This window comes from Bowmanella yangjiangensis (assembly GCF_018531185.1).
Taxonomy (GTDB): domain Bacteria; phylum Pseudomonadota; class Gammaproteobacteria; order Enterobacterales; family Alteromonadaceae; genus Bowmanella; species Bowmanella yangjiangensis.
Map to the genome: position 1 here is coordinate 1,391,668 of NZ_JAHDJU010000001.1, position 16,948 is coordinate 1,408,615.

Below are 16,948 nucleotides of genomic sequence, written 5' to 3' on the forward strand. Positions count from 1 at the left end.
CCCCTTCTGCTAGTGGTCTCTTTATATCTGACATGCTAATTTCGTGGATGGATTTGGACACCGCAGGTCGTCTTGTGCGTCAGATAATCTTGATATTTTACTCACTCATGTACATTTAGTCTTGAATGATTAGGTCGATTGTCCTAATGTTTAGGTCAAATGTCCTAGTGGCGATGAGACTAATGCAGATTTCCAAACGCGAACAGATAGTTGCTCAGGCCGATCGACTTTTTTATGAGCAGGGTTTTGAGTTTACTTCTTTTGCTAACATTGCCGAGGCGGTGCAGATTTCCCGTGGCAATTTCTACTATCACTTTAAAAGCAAAGACGAGATCCTCGAGGCGGTTATAGCCCGGCGGTTGGCGAATACCCAGGCAATGCTGGACAGCTGGCAGCTACAGGGGGATTCGCCGCGAGCCAGAATCAGCTGTTTTATCCAGATTCTGATTGCCAATAGTAGCAAAATCTTAAAATTTGGTTGCCCCATCGGCACGCTCAGCACTGAATTGGCCAAACTGAATCATCAGGCCCTGGGCCATGCCAATGGCTTGTTCAGTCTGTTTCGCCAATGGTTAGGTGAACAGCTTATGGCCATGGAATTTACCCCGCAGCAAGCCGACACCCTGGCCATGCATCTGCTGGCCCGCAGCCAGGGCATTGCGACCCTTGCCAATGCCTTTAATGATATGAATTTTATTGAACAGGAGGTCGAGCTGTTGAATCAGTGGCTTGATCTGCAAATTCAGTCGCTACAGAGTTAATCAAGGAGTGTTGATGTTTATTGTGTTATTAAAGTTTGCTAAGAACCGCGCCGATGCCGCGCAATTTATGCAGGCACATAAAGACTGGATAACCCGCGGCCGGGAAGCGGGGGTTTTTCTGCTGGTGGGCAGTTTGAAACCTGCGCAGGGAGGCATGTTGCTTGCCCACAATACCAGCCTGGAAGCCTTGCAACAGCGAGTGGCAGAGGATCCTTTTGTACAGCATCAGGTGGTTAGCAGCGAAATTATCGAAGTGGCACCCAACCAGGCCGACCAACGTCTGACCTTTTTACTTAATTAAGGAGTGCGTGTGAGTACCTATATTGAGCCTATGGATGGTCAGCCCCGTTGCAATTGGTGTGGCGGCGCACCTGAGTTCTTGCCCTACCATGACAACGAATGGGGCTTTCCGGTAGAAGACGATATCCGTTTGTTTGAAAAGCTGTGTCTGGAGTCTTTTCAGTCCGGCCTCAGTTGGCGCACTATCTTAAACAAGAGAGAAAATTTTCGGGGCGCTTTCAAGGGCTTTGATTTTCATCAGGTGGCCCGCTTTGACGAGCAGGATATTCAGCGGTTGTTGCAGGATGCAGGCATTATCCGTCATCGCGGTAAGATTGAGGCAGTTATCAATAATGCCAAACGAGCCATTGAGCTAATAGAGCGAGAAGGCTCGTTAGCCAGTTATTTCTGGCGTTTTGAAGAAATCGAGCCGGATACTGAACAGCTGCAAATGCGTTCTACCAGTATCCAGTCGGAAGCTTTGTCTAAAGCCTTAAAAAAGCAGGGCTGGAAGTTTGTGGGTCCGACTACCGTCTATGCCTTTATGCAGGCCATGGGGCTGGTCAATGATCATGCGGCCGACTGTGTAACCCGTCAAAAAGTGGCGCGGGCCAGGCAAACTTTTAATAAGCCCTAAAATGAAAATCACAATTAGACCCTACCAAACAGATGACGTGGAGCCTTTGTACGAGGCGGTGCGCTCGTCGGTGGCACACCTATCGGCGTGGCTGCCTTGGTGCAGCGAGGCGTATTCCCTGGAAGATGCCAGATCCTGGGTACAAGGGGCGGCAAGGGCCTGGCAGGAAGGCAGCGACTATCGCTTTGTGATTGTTGATGCCGTCACCGGTCGGCTGTTGGGGGGCGTGGGACTCAACCAAATCACCGAGCAGCATAAAGTGGGCTGCCTGGGTTATTGGGTACGCAGCGACATGTTAGGCAAGGGCATTGCCAAACAGGCCGCGGGCCTGGCGCTTAACTATGGTTTTACCCAGTTAGGGCTGGCGCGCATCGAGGTGCACGTATTGCTGGATAATGTTGCCAGCAATAAGGTGGCCAGTGCATTGGGAGGCCAGCTTGAGGCGGTGCAGCGTAATCGTCTGTTTCATTTCGGACAGCCGCGCGACGCTAATTGCTATGCCATTATTCCACAGGATGTAAAGTAATAGGAGAAGAGGAGCCGGTAGCCGGCCCCTTTTTTGTTTTTTACAAGGATAAATGGGCAGGATTAGCTGTTGTTTAAGCGCTTTTCCTTTTTATCCCGGCGTTTTTCTTTTATCGATTTAGTGGGTTTTTTCTTGTCTTTTTCTTTAGACATAACCAGATATTCTCCGAATTAAATGTGGCTAACTAAAGATGCCGCTGACTTTAGTACAATAATCTCAACAGGCTCTAATGCTGAGGCAGATCTTTTTGCGGCATAATTGCGGCTTCAATGTGTTGCTCTCCATTGTGTGTACGGGGTTCTTCGTCCTGGATATTTAAAATGTTTAGCAAGCGGAAGTGATACGCTTTATGTAAGACGGATACCTTGCAATAACTGCCGGGGTGTTTGCCAAGTAAAGCGATACCTAGCCCGGAACAGGCGGACAACAGTCCTTGCTTAGGGTCGGAATGTTGACTGGCAATCAGGGTCAGTTTCAGCAAGGTTTTATTTTGTAGGTCCCATACCAGAACCCTGTCACCTACAGTAACAGTGGTCGAATTTTCAGGGCTGCGCTGGCACGCCACCCGTTCTAAAGCGGCTAATAGTTCGACAGGTGAAAGAATAAATATCGACGGACTATAAATAAAAAAGTATTGAATACGGCTGGCTAAATAATTTAGCAGCCCAAGAAAACAAGCTTTCATCTAACTTCCCCAAAAAAATAGCAGCGATTTTTTATTGCCGGGAAGCGTAAAAAGACTCCCCGGCTTAAACCGGAAAGGGGGATTGATAATTTGAGATGTGATTGAACATGAAAACTCCATTTTTCACCGTGTTAGTTCTCTCAGGGAAATAACCCCAAGGCTGGTGAAATTCAGCATAGATCTATCAGAAATAGCCGGAAGATACTGGTGTATTAGACCAACCACTGAATATCCTCGACAACTGCCTTTTTAAAATAAAAACAAGGTGATGCTTTTTACATGTCCTCCTCAACTAATACCCGCTCGGGCTGACCTTGTTGATGTACGCGAAAAATAATCAGGCTTACCCCTTCAGCACCTGTTATGGCGGTATGAACCTGTCTTAACGGCACCTTAACGGCGTCGCCCTGGTGATAAAGCAGCGTTTCTTTGCCCTGCTGCCACAAGCTGACACTGCCTTTGATAACATAGGCAAATTCTTCCCCTGGGTGCCAATGCTTGGGCAGTTCGGTATGTGCGGGAATATCCACTTTGCTGATAATCACTTCTTTACCTGCAATACCCGCCAGCTCGCTGCTCATTAGTCTATCGAGCCTTATCTTGCCGTCTGGACGAGGCTTGCTGTAATCCACACTGTGGTCACAGCTGCCATCATCTTCACAGTCGTTGATACCGTCATTATTACTATCCCAGCTAGGATGCATAACAGGTGTAGCCGAGGTATCGGTGGGGGAGGTCGGCTCATGGGCAAACAGCGGCAGGGTGATGAGCCCTGCCAGCAGTGAGGTGAGTAGGACGCGCATAATCTAACTCTGTGACCAGGATGCCAAGACTATAGTTGGGATTAGCGCGTATTTCATTGGCTCTCCCCGTTAATTGCCCTGCGTCAGATGCTGCACTACATCCACTTTAAAGCCGCCTGGGTCGGTAAGCATAAAATGGATTTGGCCCCAGGGCTCTTCTTTTAGCGCCATGGCAATATTGAGTTTCATCTGCAGGGCCTGTTCGTAAGCCGCGGCAGCGTCTTTTACCTCCAGTGAGATCACATAGCCCTGAGGCTGCATTAACGGATGTAGAAAGCTTGGTTGGTTAGCCAGTTGCGGCTGCATAAAGCCCAGTTGGATACCGCTGGTCGGATGTAACAGATGCAGGTAAAAGTTTGGGTCAAAAAACACCGCTTCGAAACCGAAAACCTGCTGGTAAAACCCTTGAATGCTGGCCAGGTCGCTGGTCACCATGACCGGAAACATTGCGTGGATATCTATCATGCTTTTTTCCTCGTGAATTAGTGGGATAAAGCATGGCAGCGTGTTAGTCGGGGAGCTTGTATAAAACGGACAACTTGCCGAACTGGCTTGGGCTGGCACCACTCATGGTTTTAAATTCACGAATAAAATGCGCCTGGTCGTGGAAATGCTGTAGCCACAAGCCTGGTTGGGCATGCAGCTGCTGTAAGTGGTACTGGAACCGCCAGACCCGGGCGAAGGCCTTGGGGGATAAACCTAAATATAAGTGGCTAAGTCTTCTTAATTGTCGGGCCGACAGGCCAAATTCGCTGCATTGGGTATCACTTAGCTTCTCCATTGCTCCATTCTGGCTGCGACAATAGGCCATAAAGCGTTGCAGGCGCCGATCTACCTCTATCTGCTTAAGTTTGGATTGCAGCAGTTGGCTGACAAGTACGCAGCGCGGTTTAAATTCTGAGGCTTGTTGCAAGGCTTCAAATAGCCTTAGCGCAAAGGGCTCACCGACCAGCGAGCCTGAAGCGATGGAGGCAGTATCCGCCCATTCTCCCAATGCGATCGGGCTAAGGGCGCCTAGGCCTAAAGGCAGAAAACGAATGCCAAAGTAGCTGATGGGCCCATGCATGCTAAAGGCTTGTGCCTGAGTAAAAGGGCTGAGCAGAAAACTGTCCTGGGCATGCTGGCAACTGATGATCCAATCCACGCAATTGTCCGGCAAACTGGTATAGCCATAGTGCCCGTTTGGAATGCTGAGCTGCCAGAAGCACTGCACCCAGTGTTGCAGTGCTGGCGGTGGCAGGCACTGCTGATAGGCGCCGCTTTGGTAAACGGGTCCCTGGGTGACAGGGTAAGAAACAATGGGGCCTGGCATTTACTCTCACCTTTGTAGTCCAGACGTATCCGCGTTGCCACCTCAAACTTCCATCTGAGGCATTTGTCAACGAACCAGTATGCTAGCTGGCCTTCTCGTCTCTGGCCAGCCTTTTGCTAATTGTAACCACAACACAGTGCGCCCTTTACTTAGCCACCTTTATTCAGTAACAGCTTGACCAAGCTGAAAAGGTGCAGGAAATCGTGCAATACCTGGGTTAATCGTGTTGAGAAGGGGCGCTTAACCTCACTCTGTCAGGTGAATTTTTTAAAATAACGGGTTGTAAACCTTGCACTTATTCCCCTGACTGCTATTCGTCAATGTGTTGAACAATGCTGAAGCTCAGCTTCACCAAACAGGATATTTTCAAAAGAATGTTAGTTAACAAGGAGATAAACATGACTCACGTGCGTAACCTGTTTTTTATAGTGATCTGTGCACTGGTTGCATCTTGCGCCAAACCCTACAAAATTTCCTCTGACTATGACTCTAATACCAACTTTTCCACCTTTAAAAGTTATCGTTGGCACGAGCCAAATAGTTACAACGCGGCTTCTGCCAAGTACTTGAATAATGACATTCTCGATCAGCGGATCAGACAGAAAATAGACGAGAAATTACAGGCCGGTGGCTATGTACAACAGGAGTCTGGAGAGGTTGATTTTCTGGTTAACTATACGGTTTCATCTGAGCCAAGAACCGATATTCGCACCTACAATACCTATGGGGGCTTTGGTCCAGGCTGGGGATTTGGTTACTACGGATATGGACCCTATATGTACAGCGGTGTCGGTATGGCCAGTACAGAGACCAAGGTCAGCCATTATCAACAAGGAACCTTAGTGTTGGATATTATTAGTCCGAATAGCGGCAAGCTTTTGTGGCGCGCAACGGCAGAAGGGAAGATACCCAAGAATATGAATAGAGATGAGCGAATTGAGGCGCTGGATAATGTTATTGGTGATGTGGTATCTCAGTTTCCTCCCAACGCTAAACAAGAAAAATAGACGCCTTTTCAGATAGTTGAACGTGAGGTTAAACCTTAAAACGTCCTGGCAATGCTAGCTGGGACGTTTTTTATCTGTTTGTGTTCGGATTGTCTCACTTGCATGCTCTCCGTAGCATTACTGCCCATCTAGGCGCAAAGCGCGTACCAGTATTTATTCTAAGAATGACAAGCCAGGTTACTGATCCGGACCATTGTCTGAATACTGCGGGAGATTATCGCCAATATGGTGCCAGCCTCTCTGGCTGGTGGTCCAAATATGGTATTGGGGTTTTACCGAGTCAGGGTTATCCAGGGAGCACAAGGTAACATCCACTGTCTTGGCGGCCTGTTGTTTGCGAAATACCACAGGTGTGCCGCAGGTTGGACAAAACTCTCTTTGGTAGTCGGTGCTCGAGGCAAAAATGCCGGGGGTGCCGCAGGTGTAGCGAAAAGACGCAACTGCTATGGTCAGCCAGGCAAGCGCTGGTGCGCCACTTGCCCGCTGGCATAATCGACAGTAACAATATCCAGCGTCATGCAAGGGGCCATGTAGCTGGTAACGTAATTGGCCGCATAAGCATCCGCCTTGTTGATTAAGCATGTCAGCACCTCAATGTGGTTTTAGCTTGTCAGTCCAACGTCCTATTGATGATTTAAAATGGCTCCGGAATGCGTTTAACTTTATCCGGTATAGCCAGATCTCTATGATGTTCTTCCATGCCGGGCAGCTCCACTTTGGGAAAGGGGAGTTGCTGGTAAGGCACCAAAGATAAAAGATGGCTGATACAATTCAGTCTGGCCTTTTTATCGTGGTTTGCATCAATAATGTACCAAGGGCTGTCCTCGGTATCTGTGTGTTTGAACATCTCATTACGGGCCTGGCTGTATTCGCGCCAGCGGCTGCGTGAAATCAGATCCATATCGGAGAACTTCCATCGTTTTAAGGGATTATCCAGTCTTTCCTGAAAACGCTGCTCCTGCACATCTGCAGAGACACTAAACCAATATTTCACCAGGCGAATACCTGAGCGAATCAACATACGTTCAAACTCAGGGCAGGCGCGCAGAAATTCCTGATGCTCTTCATCATTGCAAAAGCCCATGACCTTCTCTACACCTGCTCGGTTGTACCAGCTTCGGTCGAACAGCACGATTTCGCCAGCGCTGGGTAATTGCTCCACATAACGCTGAAAATACCATTGCTCACGCTCCTTGTCCGAAGGTTTACCCAGCGCCGCAATCCTTACAATACGAGGGTTTAACCGCTCACTGATGGCTTTTATCGCGCCACCTTTACCCGCAGCATCCCGGCCTTCGAAAATCACCACCAGTTTTTGGCCGCTGCTGGCTACCCATTGTTGTAGCTGAATAAGTTCTACCTGCAGGGTTTTTAGCTGTTGCTTGTATTCTTGTTTATCCATGATTCACTCCGGCTGTCTTAGGGTTTTATAGCAGTTGTTGTTAAGGGCTTTAAGTCTTTTTAGTCGCTGGATGTGCTGTAGCGCAGCACATTGGCCATGTTGTTGAGGCAAATCAACGCCAAGTCTGACTATCAGAGGGAAGGGCTGAAAATTGCTCAGACAATGCCCTTGACGGGGTATTACGGCTGGTGTGTGATACCATGCGGGAAGGACAATAATAACAACGCCTTATGCTGCACCTTGTTCAATCAAACAAAATGGAAGTGTTGGCTGCCCAGCTATGCCAGCAGTTAGCCAGTGACAATCGGACCCTGGACAACTTGTTTACCCCCCAGCCTATTTGGGTACAAAGCCCCGGCATGGCGCAGTGGTTAAAGTTACAGGTGGCAGAGTCCTTGGGCATTGCCGCGAACTTGGAATTTCCTTTGCCTTCCAGTTTTATCTGGAATCGTCTGTATCTTAGGTTGTTGCCGGACTTGCCCAAACAGTCGGCCTTTACCAAAGACAACATGACCTGGAAGCTGATGGCGATTTTGCCGACTATGTGTCAGCAGCCCGCCTTCGCCGCTGTAGCGGGCTATCTGGGTAATGTCAGTCAGCCTGAGGGGCTAAAATTATTCCAATTGTGTCAGAAAATCGCTGACTTATTTGACCAGTACCTGGTCTATCGCCCCGATTGGTTGCAAAGCTGGGAGCAAGGAGCGCGGGTTGACAATCTGCCTGACAGTGAACAGGAATGGCAGGCGCAGTTATGGCGTGCGCTAGGCAAATACACCGAATCATTGGGTGAGTCGCCCTGGCATCGGGGCAATCTGCACCATAGTTTACTGGAAAAGTTGCAGCAGCAGGATTGTCGCGGTTTTTTACCGTCCACCTTACTGGTGTTTGGTATTTCTGCACTGCCCGCACAGCAGTTGGAAATCTTAGACGCCTTGGCCCGACAAATTGAGGTGGTGATTTTTTGGTTTAACCCCAGTCAGCAATACTGGGGGGATATCGTCGATGAGAAACGCAAAGCTCGCGCAGAACTGGCAAAGCTGACCCAAGGCAACGAGCTGGTCGATTATCTGGATGTGGGTAACCCGTTGCTCGCTTCCTGGGGAAAATTGGGGCAGGATTTTCAGGATATGCTGCTGGAGCGCTCACCCCAGCAACATGACTTATTTGTGGAGCATCCACCACAAAACCTGCTTGAGCATATTCAGCATGAGATCCTTAATCTGACCTTGCGTGGTAGCACCGAGCCGCTAAGCGCCGAAGCGCTGCTGGGGCAGGATAGCTCCTTACCCAGAGTGCAGATTGAGGACGCAGATGACAGTCTGATGTTGGTCAGTTGTCATTCCAGGCTGCGTGAGCTTGAAGTGTTACATGATCATTTGCTGGCATTTTTCCGTGAGCATCCGGACAACCACCCTGGGGATGTTATCGTCATGATGCCGGATGTGGCCGCTTATGCGCCGCTGATCCATGGGGTATTTGGCGGGCATCGTCAGGAGCTGTCCGTCCCTTATGCCATTTCTGATCGCAGCTTGAGTGAAGAATCGCCGCTGCTTAATAGCTTTATCAGCCTGAATAAACTGCACTTGTCGCGTCTGACCCTGGCCGAGGTGTTGGATATTCTCGAAGTGCCAGCGATCTTGCGCCGTTTCGAGCTCAGTGAAGCGGAGTTTGCACAGCTACGCCGCTGTCTGTTGGATGTGGGCGTGCGCTGGGGCCTGGATGGTGAGGATAAACAGCGCTGGCAGTTACCCATCGATGAACAGAATACCTGGCTGTTTGGCCTCAAACGCTTGATTAGCGGCTACGCCATGCAGACAGAGCTGTATGTGGAATCGCTGCAGGGTAAGACCAATATCATTGCGCCTTATGCTGAGCTGGAAGGCCAGAGCAGCCAGGTACTGGGCAAGCTACTGCTGTTTTTGCAACAACTAACCGACTGGTTGGATTTCTGCCAGCGTCAACTGCCCTTGGCGGAGCGCATTGACTGGGTACAAACACGCATCGAACAACTGTACGAGATTGATACGGAAGATGAAGGCGTGTGGCTTGGACTGCGTGAAGCACTAAGCGAATTGGCCGGGCATCATCTGCAATATGCCGAGGCGATTGACCAACAAGTGTTTTGTCAGGCATTGCAGCAGCGCTTGCAGGAGTCTGGGGTTGGGCAACGCTTTTTAGCTGGCAGTGTGAACTTTTGTACCCTGATGCCGATGCGCAGTGTGCCATTTAAGCTGGTGTGTTTGCTGGGCATGAATGACGCCGACTATCCTCGCCAGGTTACCCCGGTGGGTTTTGATTTAATGCAGCACAGTGCTGGTAGAAAAGGTGACCGTTCACGTCGCCTCGACGACAAATACCTGTTTATGGAGGCCCTGTTGTCGGCGCGTCAGCAGTTGTATATCAGCTTTCAGGGACGTAGTGCCAGAGATAATCAGGCGTTGGTGCCCTCGGTATTGCTGAGCGAACTGCTGGACTATTGCCGCCTGGTATACTGCGATTCGCAAGGTAATCCGCTTGGTGATGAGCTGATTAAGGCTCAGCATCTACAGCCTTTTCATCCTGATTATTTTCAAGTCGAACAGCCGCGTAGTTTTGACAGCTATTGGCTGACACTTGCCAAAGGCCAGTCGCAGCCTCCCGAATCCAAAGCTTTTATGAGCCAAAACCTGGCGACCATCGAGGTGCAAAGTACGTTGGGTTGTGAGGAGCTTATCAACTTTTTACTCAACCCTGCCCGGGGCTTTTTCCAACTGCGCTGGCAGGCACGTTTTGGCTATGCAGCAGACAGTTTGGAGGAGGATGAACCCTTTGTACTGGATAGCCTGCAGCGATACCAACTGCTCGATCGTTTGGTCGCCTGGCAACATAGCCAGGCCAGTGATGAGGTGCTGACTGCCCGTCTGCGCGCCGAAGGCCTGTTGCCTGGCGGGCACGCCGGTACACTGGCGCTGCAGGGCGTGATAAATCAGGCGGCTACGATACGCGACGCACTTATGCAGTATTGTCTGGATCATCAACCCAAACGCGAGTTACTGCACCTGGAACTGAATGGTATAAGCATGCAGGGCTGGCAGGATCATCTGTATGCAAACCAATTGGTATTGTGGCGGGCGGGTAAAGTGCGTGCCAGGGATAAGCTGTCATTATGGCTGCGTATGTTGATGCTCTGTGCCAACGGCTATCCACTTTGCTCGGCGGTGTATGTCGGTACCGACTCCGGCACATTTGAGCTTAAAGGGATGCCACAGCAGCAAGCCCTTGAACAGCTATCTATCTATGTGGAAGCCTGGCAAAACGGTCATAACCATCCCTTGTTGTTGCTGCCTGAGTGTGGCTGGCTGTGGCTGGAAAAAGGCGATATGTACAGGGTACTGACCAGCTATATGGGTAACGACTTTGCCAGAGGCGAGGGACAGGAAGCGCATACGGGACGTATCTGGCCGGATCTTGCGATGCATCAGGACGAGTTTATTGCCGTCAGCGACGCCTTGCTTGGTCCCTTATTTAACTGGAGTCAGGCATGAAGCCACTTGATATCGCCAGTTTCCCCCTATCCGGTCAATCACTGATCGAAGCCAGTGCCGGTACAGGTAAAACCTTTACCATTGTGCGACTGTATTTACGATTGTTATTGGGCGTGGGCTGTGCGCCATTGAGCGTTGAGCAAATTCTGGTGGTGACCTTTACCAATGCCGCCACCGCTGAATTGAAAAGCCGCATCCGCGCTATTTTGGCCAAGGCCAATTTGGATATGCTGATTGGTCAGAGTGACGATGCCATTATTGCCGGTTTGATTGAGCAGGTAGACGATAGGGCGCTGGCGTGCAGGCGCCTGCAACTGGCATTGCGGCAGATGGATGAAGCGGCGGTGTTTACTATCCACGGGTTCTGTCAGCGTGTTTTGACCCGTCATGCATTTGAAAGTGGTAGTCGTTATCAACAGGAGTTGATCCTGGATGAGTCACAACATTTACATCAAGCCATCAAAGATTTCTGGCGGGTCAGAGTATTGCAGTTATCCGCCCCGTTACTGGAAGTGGCACTTGGCCTCTGGCCTCAGCCATTAGCCTTGTTGGGACAGGTGCGTAGCTTGCTGAACCAGCCATTCAGCAGTCAGGATAAGCCCGTTGCCCTGGAAGAAATATTGGCAAAGTTCCAGTGGTTAGTGGCGGATACTAAAGCCTGGTGGCGAGACAACCAGGTATTGGAACGCTTGTGGCAGGCCAATCTGAATAAACGCTCGCGTCTGGGCAAGGGCGACGTGCTGACGCAGATGGACAGTTTTTGTGCCGGTAAAGGGCTGTTTTTGCAACAAGGGGCTGAGTTTGCGGATTTCCTGCCAGAGAAAATCGCCAAGGCGCTGAGTAAAAGCAGCCCGGATATATCCGACCTGGATTTTGCCCGTTTTGAGCAATTAGTGAGATTGCAGGAGCAATTGCAACAAGGGGTTAAGGTTACCCTCAGTCTGGAAGCCATCGACTGTCTGCGCAGGCAGGTGGCGAGCAGCAAATATGATGCGAATCAGTGGAGTCCGGATGATTTGCTCAATCATCTGGCGCTTGCCCTGCAAGGTGTGAATGGCCAGGCCTTACAGGAGGCAATACGACAGGCTTACCCGGCGGCCATGATTGATGAGTTCCAGGACACCGATGCGGTGCAATACCAGATTTTCAATCAGTTGTATCCGGCTGGGGCGACCCATTGCCTGATTATGATTGGTGATCCCAAACAGGCTATTTATGCCTTTCGTGGTGCCGATATTTTTACCTACATGCAAGCCAAACAACAGGTGGGCGATGGGCGCTGTTTTACCCTGGAAATCAACTGGCGCTCCGAACCTGGCATGGTGGAAGCCGTCAATCAGCTGTTCAGTCAAAGCCCACAAGGCTTTTTATACAACCAGGAGATCCCGTTTTTACCGGTACGCTCAGGTCAGACGAGCAAGCAATTATTGCTAGACGGCGAGCCGCAGACCGGCCTGGTCTTCCAACATTTAAGCAGTGACAAACCACTGGGCTTTAGCGCCGCTCAACAACCCCTGGCGGAACATTTTGCCGCGCAGATTGCTGATATGTTGGCATGGGGGCAGCAAGGTCGGGCGAAGATAAAACATGGCAGCGAACATCGCGCTGTTCGCCCGGCTGATTGCGCGCTGTTAGTCAGAGACAGATTCGAGGCGCAACTGATGCGCGATGCTTTGGCGAAGTTGCAGATTGCGTCAGTGTTTCTGGTCAGAAAAAGTGTCTTTTCCACGCAAACCGCCGCTGATTTGTTACTCATATTACAGGCAATCCATGCACCCAGTGAAGAAGCGCTGGTCAAATCTGCCATGCTGACCGAGTTGGTGGGGCTGAGTAGTGCTGAGTTTGAAGGCTGGCTGGCAGATGATAGCCGCTGGCAGGAATTGCTTGGTCAATTTTATCACTGGCAACGCTTGTGGCAGCGCCAGGGCATTGCCAGTGCTTTGGCGCAAATGCAGCAACAATTGGCGCTGATGTCATCACTGCAGGCACGTTTTGATGATGGCTTGCGACGCATTACCGATTTGCGCCATTTGTTTGAACTTTTACAACAGCAAAGCCAGATTTTACAGGGCGAAAGCCAGTTATTGCATTGGTTTGCCCAGACCTTGCTTGAACCTGATGATAATCATGAAGGTCAACAGTTGCGCCTGGAGACAGATGACAACCTGGTGCAGATTGTCACTATGCACGCCTCCAAAGGGCTGGAATATCCGCTGGTATTTATGCCTTTTGCCTGTCGTTACCAGAAGCGGCTGGATCCCTTGTATCACGATGACGAGCGTCGTTTGTGGGTGGACTTTCTTGGTCGCGAAGACAGCCTGGCAAAAGCTAGCCGGGAAAAGCTCGCTGAAGACATACGTTTGCTGTATGTGGCCCTGACCCGGGCCGAGCACTGGTGCAGCCTGGGGGTGTTCGATACCACGGCCGGTGGCCAGAGTCGAAGCTCGGCGTTGACCTCAACTGCCTTGGGCGCCTTATTGTTCGGGCCTGGCACTGAACTGGCTGCAGGTGAATTAGGCAACCGCCTGACCAGTCTGGCGGAAGGAAACTATGTGCATTATCAGCCTATGGGGCAGGCCGAGCCTGAACTTTATAAAAATCTGGCGACAGCGCCTCAGCCACTGGACTGTGCCAGAGTGGGGCGAAGCTTACGTCAAAGCTGGCGGTTAACCAGTTACTCCGCCATCAGTCAGCAGCAGGATCATTTACCCGCACCGGGTCATGATGAAGGGATGGCGCCGCTTTCTGCCGTGCTGGATAGCCAGCCAACAGAGGATCGCTTCGGTTTTATCAAGGGTGCTAAAGCGGGCTCATTCTTACATGGGGTGCTGGAACTGCTGATGATGGATGATAATCCCCAATCAGGGGACAAAATCACGGAAGCACGCTTATTGGAGAGTGTTCAGCAGCAGGCTGAATTATATGGCATTGAGCCGCGCTGGCATGACGTGGTGAAGGAGTGGTTGTGGGATGTGTTGCATACCCCCCTGATGCTCGATTCACCGCTGAGACTGGCAGATATTCATCAGGCGCGAGTGGAACTAGAGTTCCATCTGCCATTGCATCAAGTGCAGGCGCATAAATTTAATCAAATTCTGCAAGCGCATATGCCGCAGATGTCAGCGCGTTACGACTTTGAGACCTTGAGCGGGATGCTCAAAGGCTTTGTGGATCTGATTTTTATTCATGACGGCAAGCTGTATGTGGCGGACTATAAATCCAACCATCTGGGTAATGATTTTCACCACTACGATCAAGGCAGCATGCGACAGGCGATGCTTGAGCATGATTACCAGTTACAGGCGGTGCTGTATTGTCTGGCGTTACATCGCTGGCTACAAAGCCGCTTGAGTGAGTATGACTACGATAAACATGTGGGTGGAGCTTGCTATTGGTTTTTACGTGGCATGAGTCAGCACCAGCCTGGACAGGGAATTTTCCAGTTGCGGCCGGATAAAGCCATGATCCTGGCACTGGATGCCTTGTTTGCTGGTAAGCAAACAACCCAGGGGGAAATGGAGCAGCTTAGTTTATGTTGAATTCGACCTCCTATCTTAAACCTCTGTTGGATCCCGGCCTCAGTCCCTTGGCATTTACCGGGTTGGATTTGGGCCTTGGGGATTTTATCGCGGAACGCGAGCATCAGGGTGGTGAGCAACATGCCAGACAAATGGGGCTTTTGGCCGCCATCCTAAGTCAGCAGCTAAGCGCTCAGCATGTTTGTGTGCAACTGGACGAGCTGGTACGCCTGTACAACCTTTGTGTGCCGGTGCTGGCTGAGCCTTTGCCTATGCTATTTACCTCACAGCTACAGGAACTGCTGGAAGAGGCGGTAACCCTTGGGAAGGTTGAACAGGGGATTTCTCAGCAAGCTTTGCCCCTGATCCTGGATGGTCAGGCCCTGTACCTGCAACGTTACTGGCACTATGAAGTAACCTTGGCCGAACAGCTCAAACAGTTGGCGTCGGGTCAGTTTAGTTTCGATCTGACTAGCGGTAAGCAGCTGCTAGCACAGCTTTTCAGCGAGGAAACGCAGGGCACGGACTGGCAGAAACTGGCGGTGATCTTAGCAGCCAGCAAACAGTTTTGTGTCATCACCGGTGGGCCTGGAACAGGTAAAACTACTACAGTGACGCGTCTTATGGCGCTTATTCAAGGGCTGTGCGAACAAGCCGGCCAGAGTCCGCTACGCATAGTTTTGGCCGCACCCACGGGTAAGGCGGCAGCCAGGCTTAGCGAGTCCATTACCCTGGCGAAGGCGCGATTACCGCAAAACTTACGACAGCATTTACCTAACGAGGCGGCAACCTTGCACAGGTTGCTGGGTTATCAGGTGGGTAAAAGCACATTCCGACATCATCAGGACAATCCGTTATCACTGGATATGCTGATCCTGGATGAAGCCTCCATGGTGGACTTACCCATGATGGCCAAACTCCTGGCGGCCATGCCTGCTCACGCGCGATTGGTGATGCTTGGCGATCGCCAGCAGTTGGCATCGGTTGAGGTGGGGTCAGTGCTGGGGGATATCTGCCAAAGTTTACCGGAGGGGCTGTGGCAAGCCGAACAGGGCCAATATGACGCGAACACCACCTCAATGTTAAATCAGCTTGGCGAGGTGAATCTGCTGGCAGCTGACGCGGCGCGGAGCCTGGTTCAGAATAATCTGGTGATGCTTAGAAAAAGTCATAGATTCACGGCGGGCAGTGGCGTTGGTCAATTGGCCCGCGCCATCAACAATGGACAAACCGGGGCGGTATTAAGCTGCCTCCAAGACCCGGCATTAACGGATGTCAGCTGGTTTAATCGTGCCGATACTGCCCAGGTGGTGGATTTAATCTGTCGCTTGCTGCAGGACTATATGTCTGTGGTGGCTGAGCAAAATATTCAGGCGGCCTTTACGGCCCTGATGAATCAGCAATTGCTCTGTGCCACTCGCCGCGGGCCTTGGGGTGTTGAACAGTTTAATGCGCGTATAGAACTGGAACTTACCCGCCGCGGTATGATTAAACCCACTCAGGAGCTGTATCCGGGCTGCCCGTTGATGGTTAGTCAGAATGATTATCAGGTCAGGGTGTTTAATGGTGATATCGGTATCTGTATGCCGGATCAGGACGGTTTATTGAAAGTTTGGTTTATGCAGGCGGACGGCAGTGTCAGAGCGCTGTTACCCAGCCGTTTGCCAGCCTGGCAAAAGCTCTATGCCATGACCATTCATAAAAGTCAGGGCTCGGAATTTGAGCACGCCATTATCTGTTTGCCTCAAGGGCAGTCCAGCCTGATCAGTCGTGAATTGTTGTATACCGGTATTACCCGGGCCAAACAGCAGGTTAGTGTGTTTGCCGATGAAGCTAACGTAAAAGCGGCGGTCACTGCACATTGTCAGCGTGGTTCTCGCCTGGCTGCCAGGTTATCCGTGAACGGATAACCTGCAACCGCTGTCGGTGCGGACTATGCTTAAGCGTGGGATTTACAGGCGGCGGGTCATGCGGTTGAGGTTGCGCTGCTGGCGCTTTTTCCAGGCTTTATTAACCGAATAGCGCCACAGCAGATTCATTCCAAAGTAGCCCAGTAAGCCGAATACCACGGCACAGATCCCACAACCAAGCAAAAAGGCCGGGCCAATGGTTTCCAAGCTTTGGACTACCCATTCCCAGCTTAACTGAAAGGTAAATTCCTGGGCCGGCTGCCCCAGCACACTGACCCCCACCAGATAAGCACCATAAAAGATTGGTGGCATGGTAAAGGGATTGGTGATCCACACTGTGGCGACCGACAAGGGCAAATTGACTCGCAGCGGAATGGCGCAGGCGGCCGAAAGCCACATTTGGAATGGTACCGGCCAAAAAGCGAAAAATAACCCGAGGCCAAAGGCACCGGAGGCGGATTTGCGGTTCAGATGCCAGAGGTTGGCGTCATGTAATAAGGTTCCGAAGACTTTGAGGGCTTTTTGTTCCTTTATGGATTCATGGCTTGGTAAAAAGCGCTTAATCATTTTCTTCGGCATAGACA

General features: G+C 50.8%; 15 protein-coding genes. 8 read left to right on the forward strand and 7 right to left on the reverse strand.

The genetic code is table 11. The annotated features are described in order from the left end of the window. Window positions 1-182 precede the first annotated feature (182 nt). Genes KJY73_RS06260 through KJY73_RS06275 form a run of 4 tightly spaced genes read left to right on the forward strand, consistent with a single transcriptional unit; the run spans window position 183 to window position 2,203 of the window. The gene (locus KJY73_RS06260; RefSeq protein WP_214341510.1) at window positions 183-761 is read left to right on the forward strand and encodes a TetR/AcrR family transcriptional regulator; all 579 of its coding nucleotides are present in this window, start codon (window positions 183-185) and stop codon (window positions 759-761) included. A gap of 13 nt (window positions 762-774) precedes the next feature. Continuing rightward, entirely contained in the window at window positions 775-1,062 is a 288-nt protein-coding gene (locus KJY73_RS06265; RefSeq protein ID WP_214341513.1) for a YciI family protein, read from the forward strand. 9 nt (window positions 1,063-1,071) lie between these two features. Beyond that, on the forward strand, window positions 1,072-1,677 hold the full coding sequence (locus KJY73_RS06270) for a DNA-3-methyladenine glycosylase I (protein ID WP_332874163.1): 606 nt from the start codon (window positions 1,072-1,074) through the stop codon (window positions 1,675-1,677). 1 nt (window position 1,678) lies between these two features. Further along, on the forward strand, window positions 1,679-2,203 hold the full coding sequence (locus KJY73_RS06275; protein ID WP_214341515.1) for a GNAT family N-acetyltransferase: 525 nt from the start codon (window positions 1,679-1,681) through the stop codon (window positions 2,201-2,203). 226 nt (window positions 2,204-2,429) lie between these two features. On the opposite strand, the gene KJY73_RS06280 is transcribed toward KJY73_RS06275, so the two are convergent. The 4 genes from KJY73_RS06280 to KJY73_RS06295 all read right to left on the reverse strand — a co-directional run bounded on the left by KJY73_RS06280 (window position 2,430) and on the right by KJY73_RS06295 (window position 5,003). Then, complete coding sequence (locus KJY73_RS06280) at window positions 2,430-2,888, reverse strand: GreA/GreB family elongation factor (protein WP_214341518.1); 459 nt, start codon at window positions 2,886-2,888, stop codon at window positions 2,430-2,432. Window positions 2,889-3,163: 275 nt separating this feature from the next. Next, on the reverse strand, window positions 3,164-3,691 hold the full coding sequence (locus KJY73_RS06285; RefSeq protein ID WP_214341521.1) for a cupin domain-containing protein: 528 nt from the start codon (window positions 3,689-3,691) through the stop codon (window positions 3,164-3,166). 69 nt (window positions 3,692-3,760) lie between these two features. After that, window positions 3,761-4,156 carry a VOC family protein gene (locus tag KJY73_RS06290; protein ID WP_214341524.1) on the reverse strand — a complete coding sequence of 132 codons (396 nt, stop codon included), beginning with the start codon at window positions 4,154-4,156 and terminating at the stop codon, window positions 3,761-3,763. Window positions 4,157-4,199: 43 nt separating this feature from the next. Further along, complete coding sequence (locus KJY73_RS06295; protein WP_214341527.1) at window positions 4,200-5,003, reverse strand: helix-turn-helix domain-containing protein; 804 nt, start codon at window positions 5,001-5,003, stop codon at window positions 4,200-4,202. Window positions 5,004-5,401: 398 nt separating this feature from the next. On the opposite strand from KJY73_RS06295, the gene KJY73_RS06300 reads away from it, so the two are divergent. Continuing rightward, on the forward strand, window positions 5,402-6,010 hold the full coding sequence (locus KJY73_RS06300) for a DUF4136 domain-containing protein (RefSeq protein WP_214341530.1): 609 nt from the start codon (window positions 5,402-5,404) through the stop codon (window positions 6,008-6,010). A gap of 177 nt (window positions 6,011-6,187) precedes the next feature. On the opposite strand, the gene KJY73_RS06305 is transcribed toward KJY73_RS06300, so the two are convergent. After that, complete coding sequence (locus KJY73_RS06305; RefSeq protein WP_214341533.1) at window positions 6,188-6,592, reverse strand: GFA family protein; 405 nt, start codon at window positions 6,590-6,592, stop codon at window positions 6,188-6,190. A 52-nt stretch (window positions 6,593-6,644) separates the two neighbouring features. Next, the gene (ppk2, locus tag KJY73_RS06310) at window positions 6,645-7,412 is read right to left on the reverse strand and encodes a polyphosphate kinase 2 (protein WP_214341536.1); all 768 of its coding nucleotides are present in this window, start codon (window positions 7,410-7,412) and stop codon (window positions 6,645-6,647) included. Between the two features lie 230 nt (window positions 7,413-7,642). On the opposite strand from ppk2, the gene recC reads away from it, so the two are divergent. The 3 genes from recC to recD are packed head-to-tail and all read left to right on the forward strand — an operon-like array spanning window position 7,643 to window position 16,364. Next, window positions 7,643-10,936 (forward strand): exodeoxyribonuclease V subunit gamma, encoded by a 3,294-nt coding sequence (gene recC, locus KJY73_RS06315; RefSeq protein ID WP_214341539.1) that lies wholly within the window; start codon window positions 7,643-7,645, stop codon window positions 10,934-10,936. Further along, on the forward strand, window positions 10,933-14,475 hold the full coding sequence (gene recB / locus KJY73_RS06320; RefSeq protein WP_214341542.1) for an exodeoxyribonuclease V subunit beta: 3,543 nt from the start codon (window positions 10,933-10,935) through the stop codon (window positions 14,473-14,475). The genes recC and recB overlap by 4 nt, the downstream gene beginning before the upstream one ends. Next, window positions 14,469-16,364: an exodeoxyribonuclease V subunit alpha gene (recD, locus tag KJY73_RS06325; RefSeq protein ID WP_214341545.1), complete on the forward strand. Its 1,896-nt coding sequence runs from the start codon at window positions 14,469-14,471 to the stop codon at window positions 16,362-16,364. Before recB ends, recD begins: the two co-directional genes overlap by 7 nt. A gap of 42 nt (window positions 16,365-16,406) precedes the next feature. Here the strand turns inward: recD and KJY73_RS06330 are convergent, their stop codons facing one another. Next, window positions 16,407-16,943 (reverse strand): DUF2062 domain-containing protein, encoded by a 537-nt coding sequence (locus tag KJY73_RS06330; protein ID WP_214341557.1) that lies wholly within the window; start codon window positions 16,941-16,943, stop codon window positions 16,407-16,409. Between the last annotated feature and the right edge of the window lie 5 nt (window positions 16,944-16,948).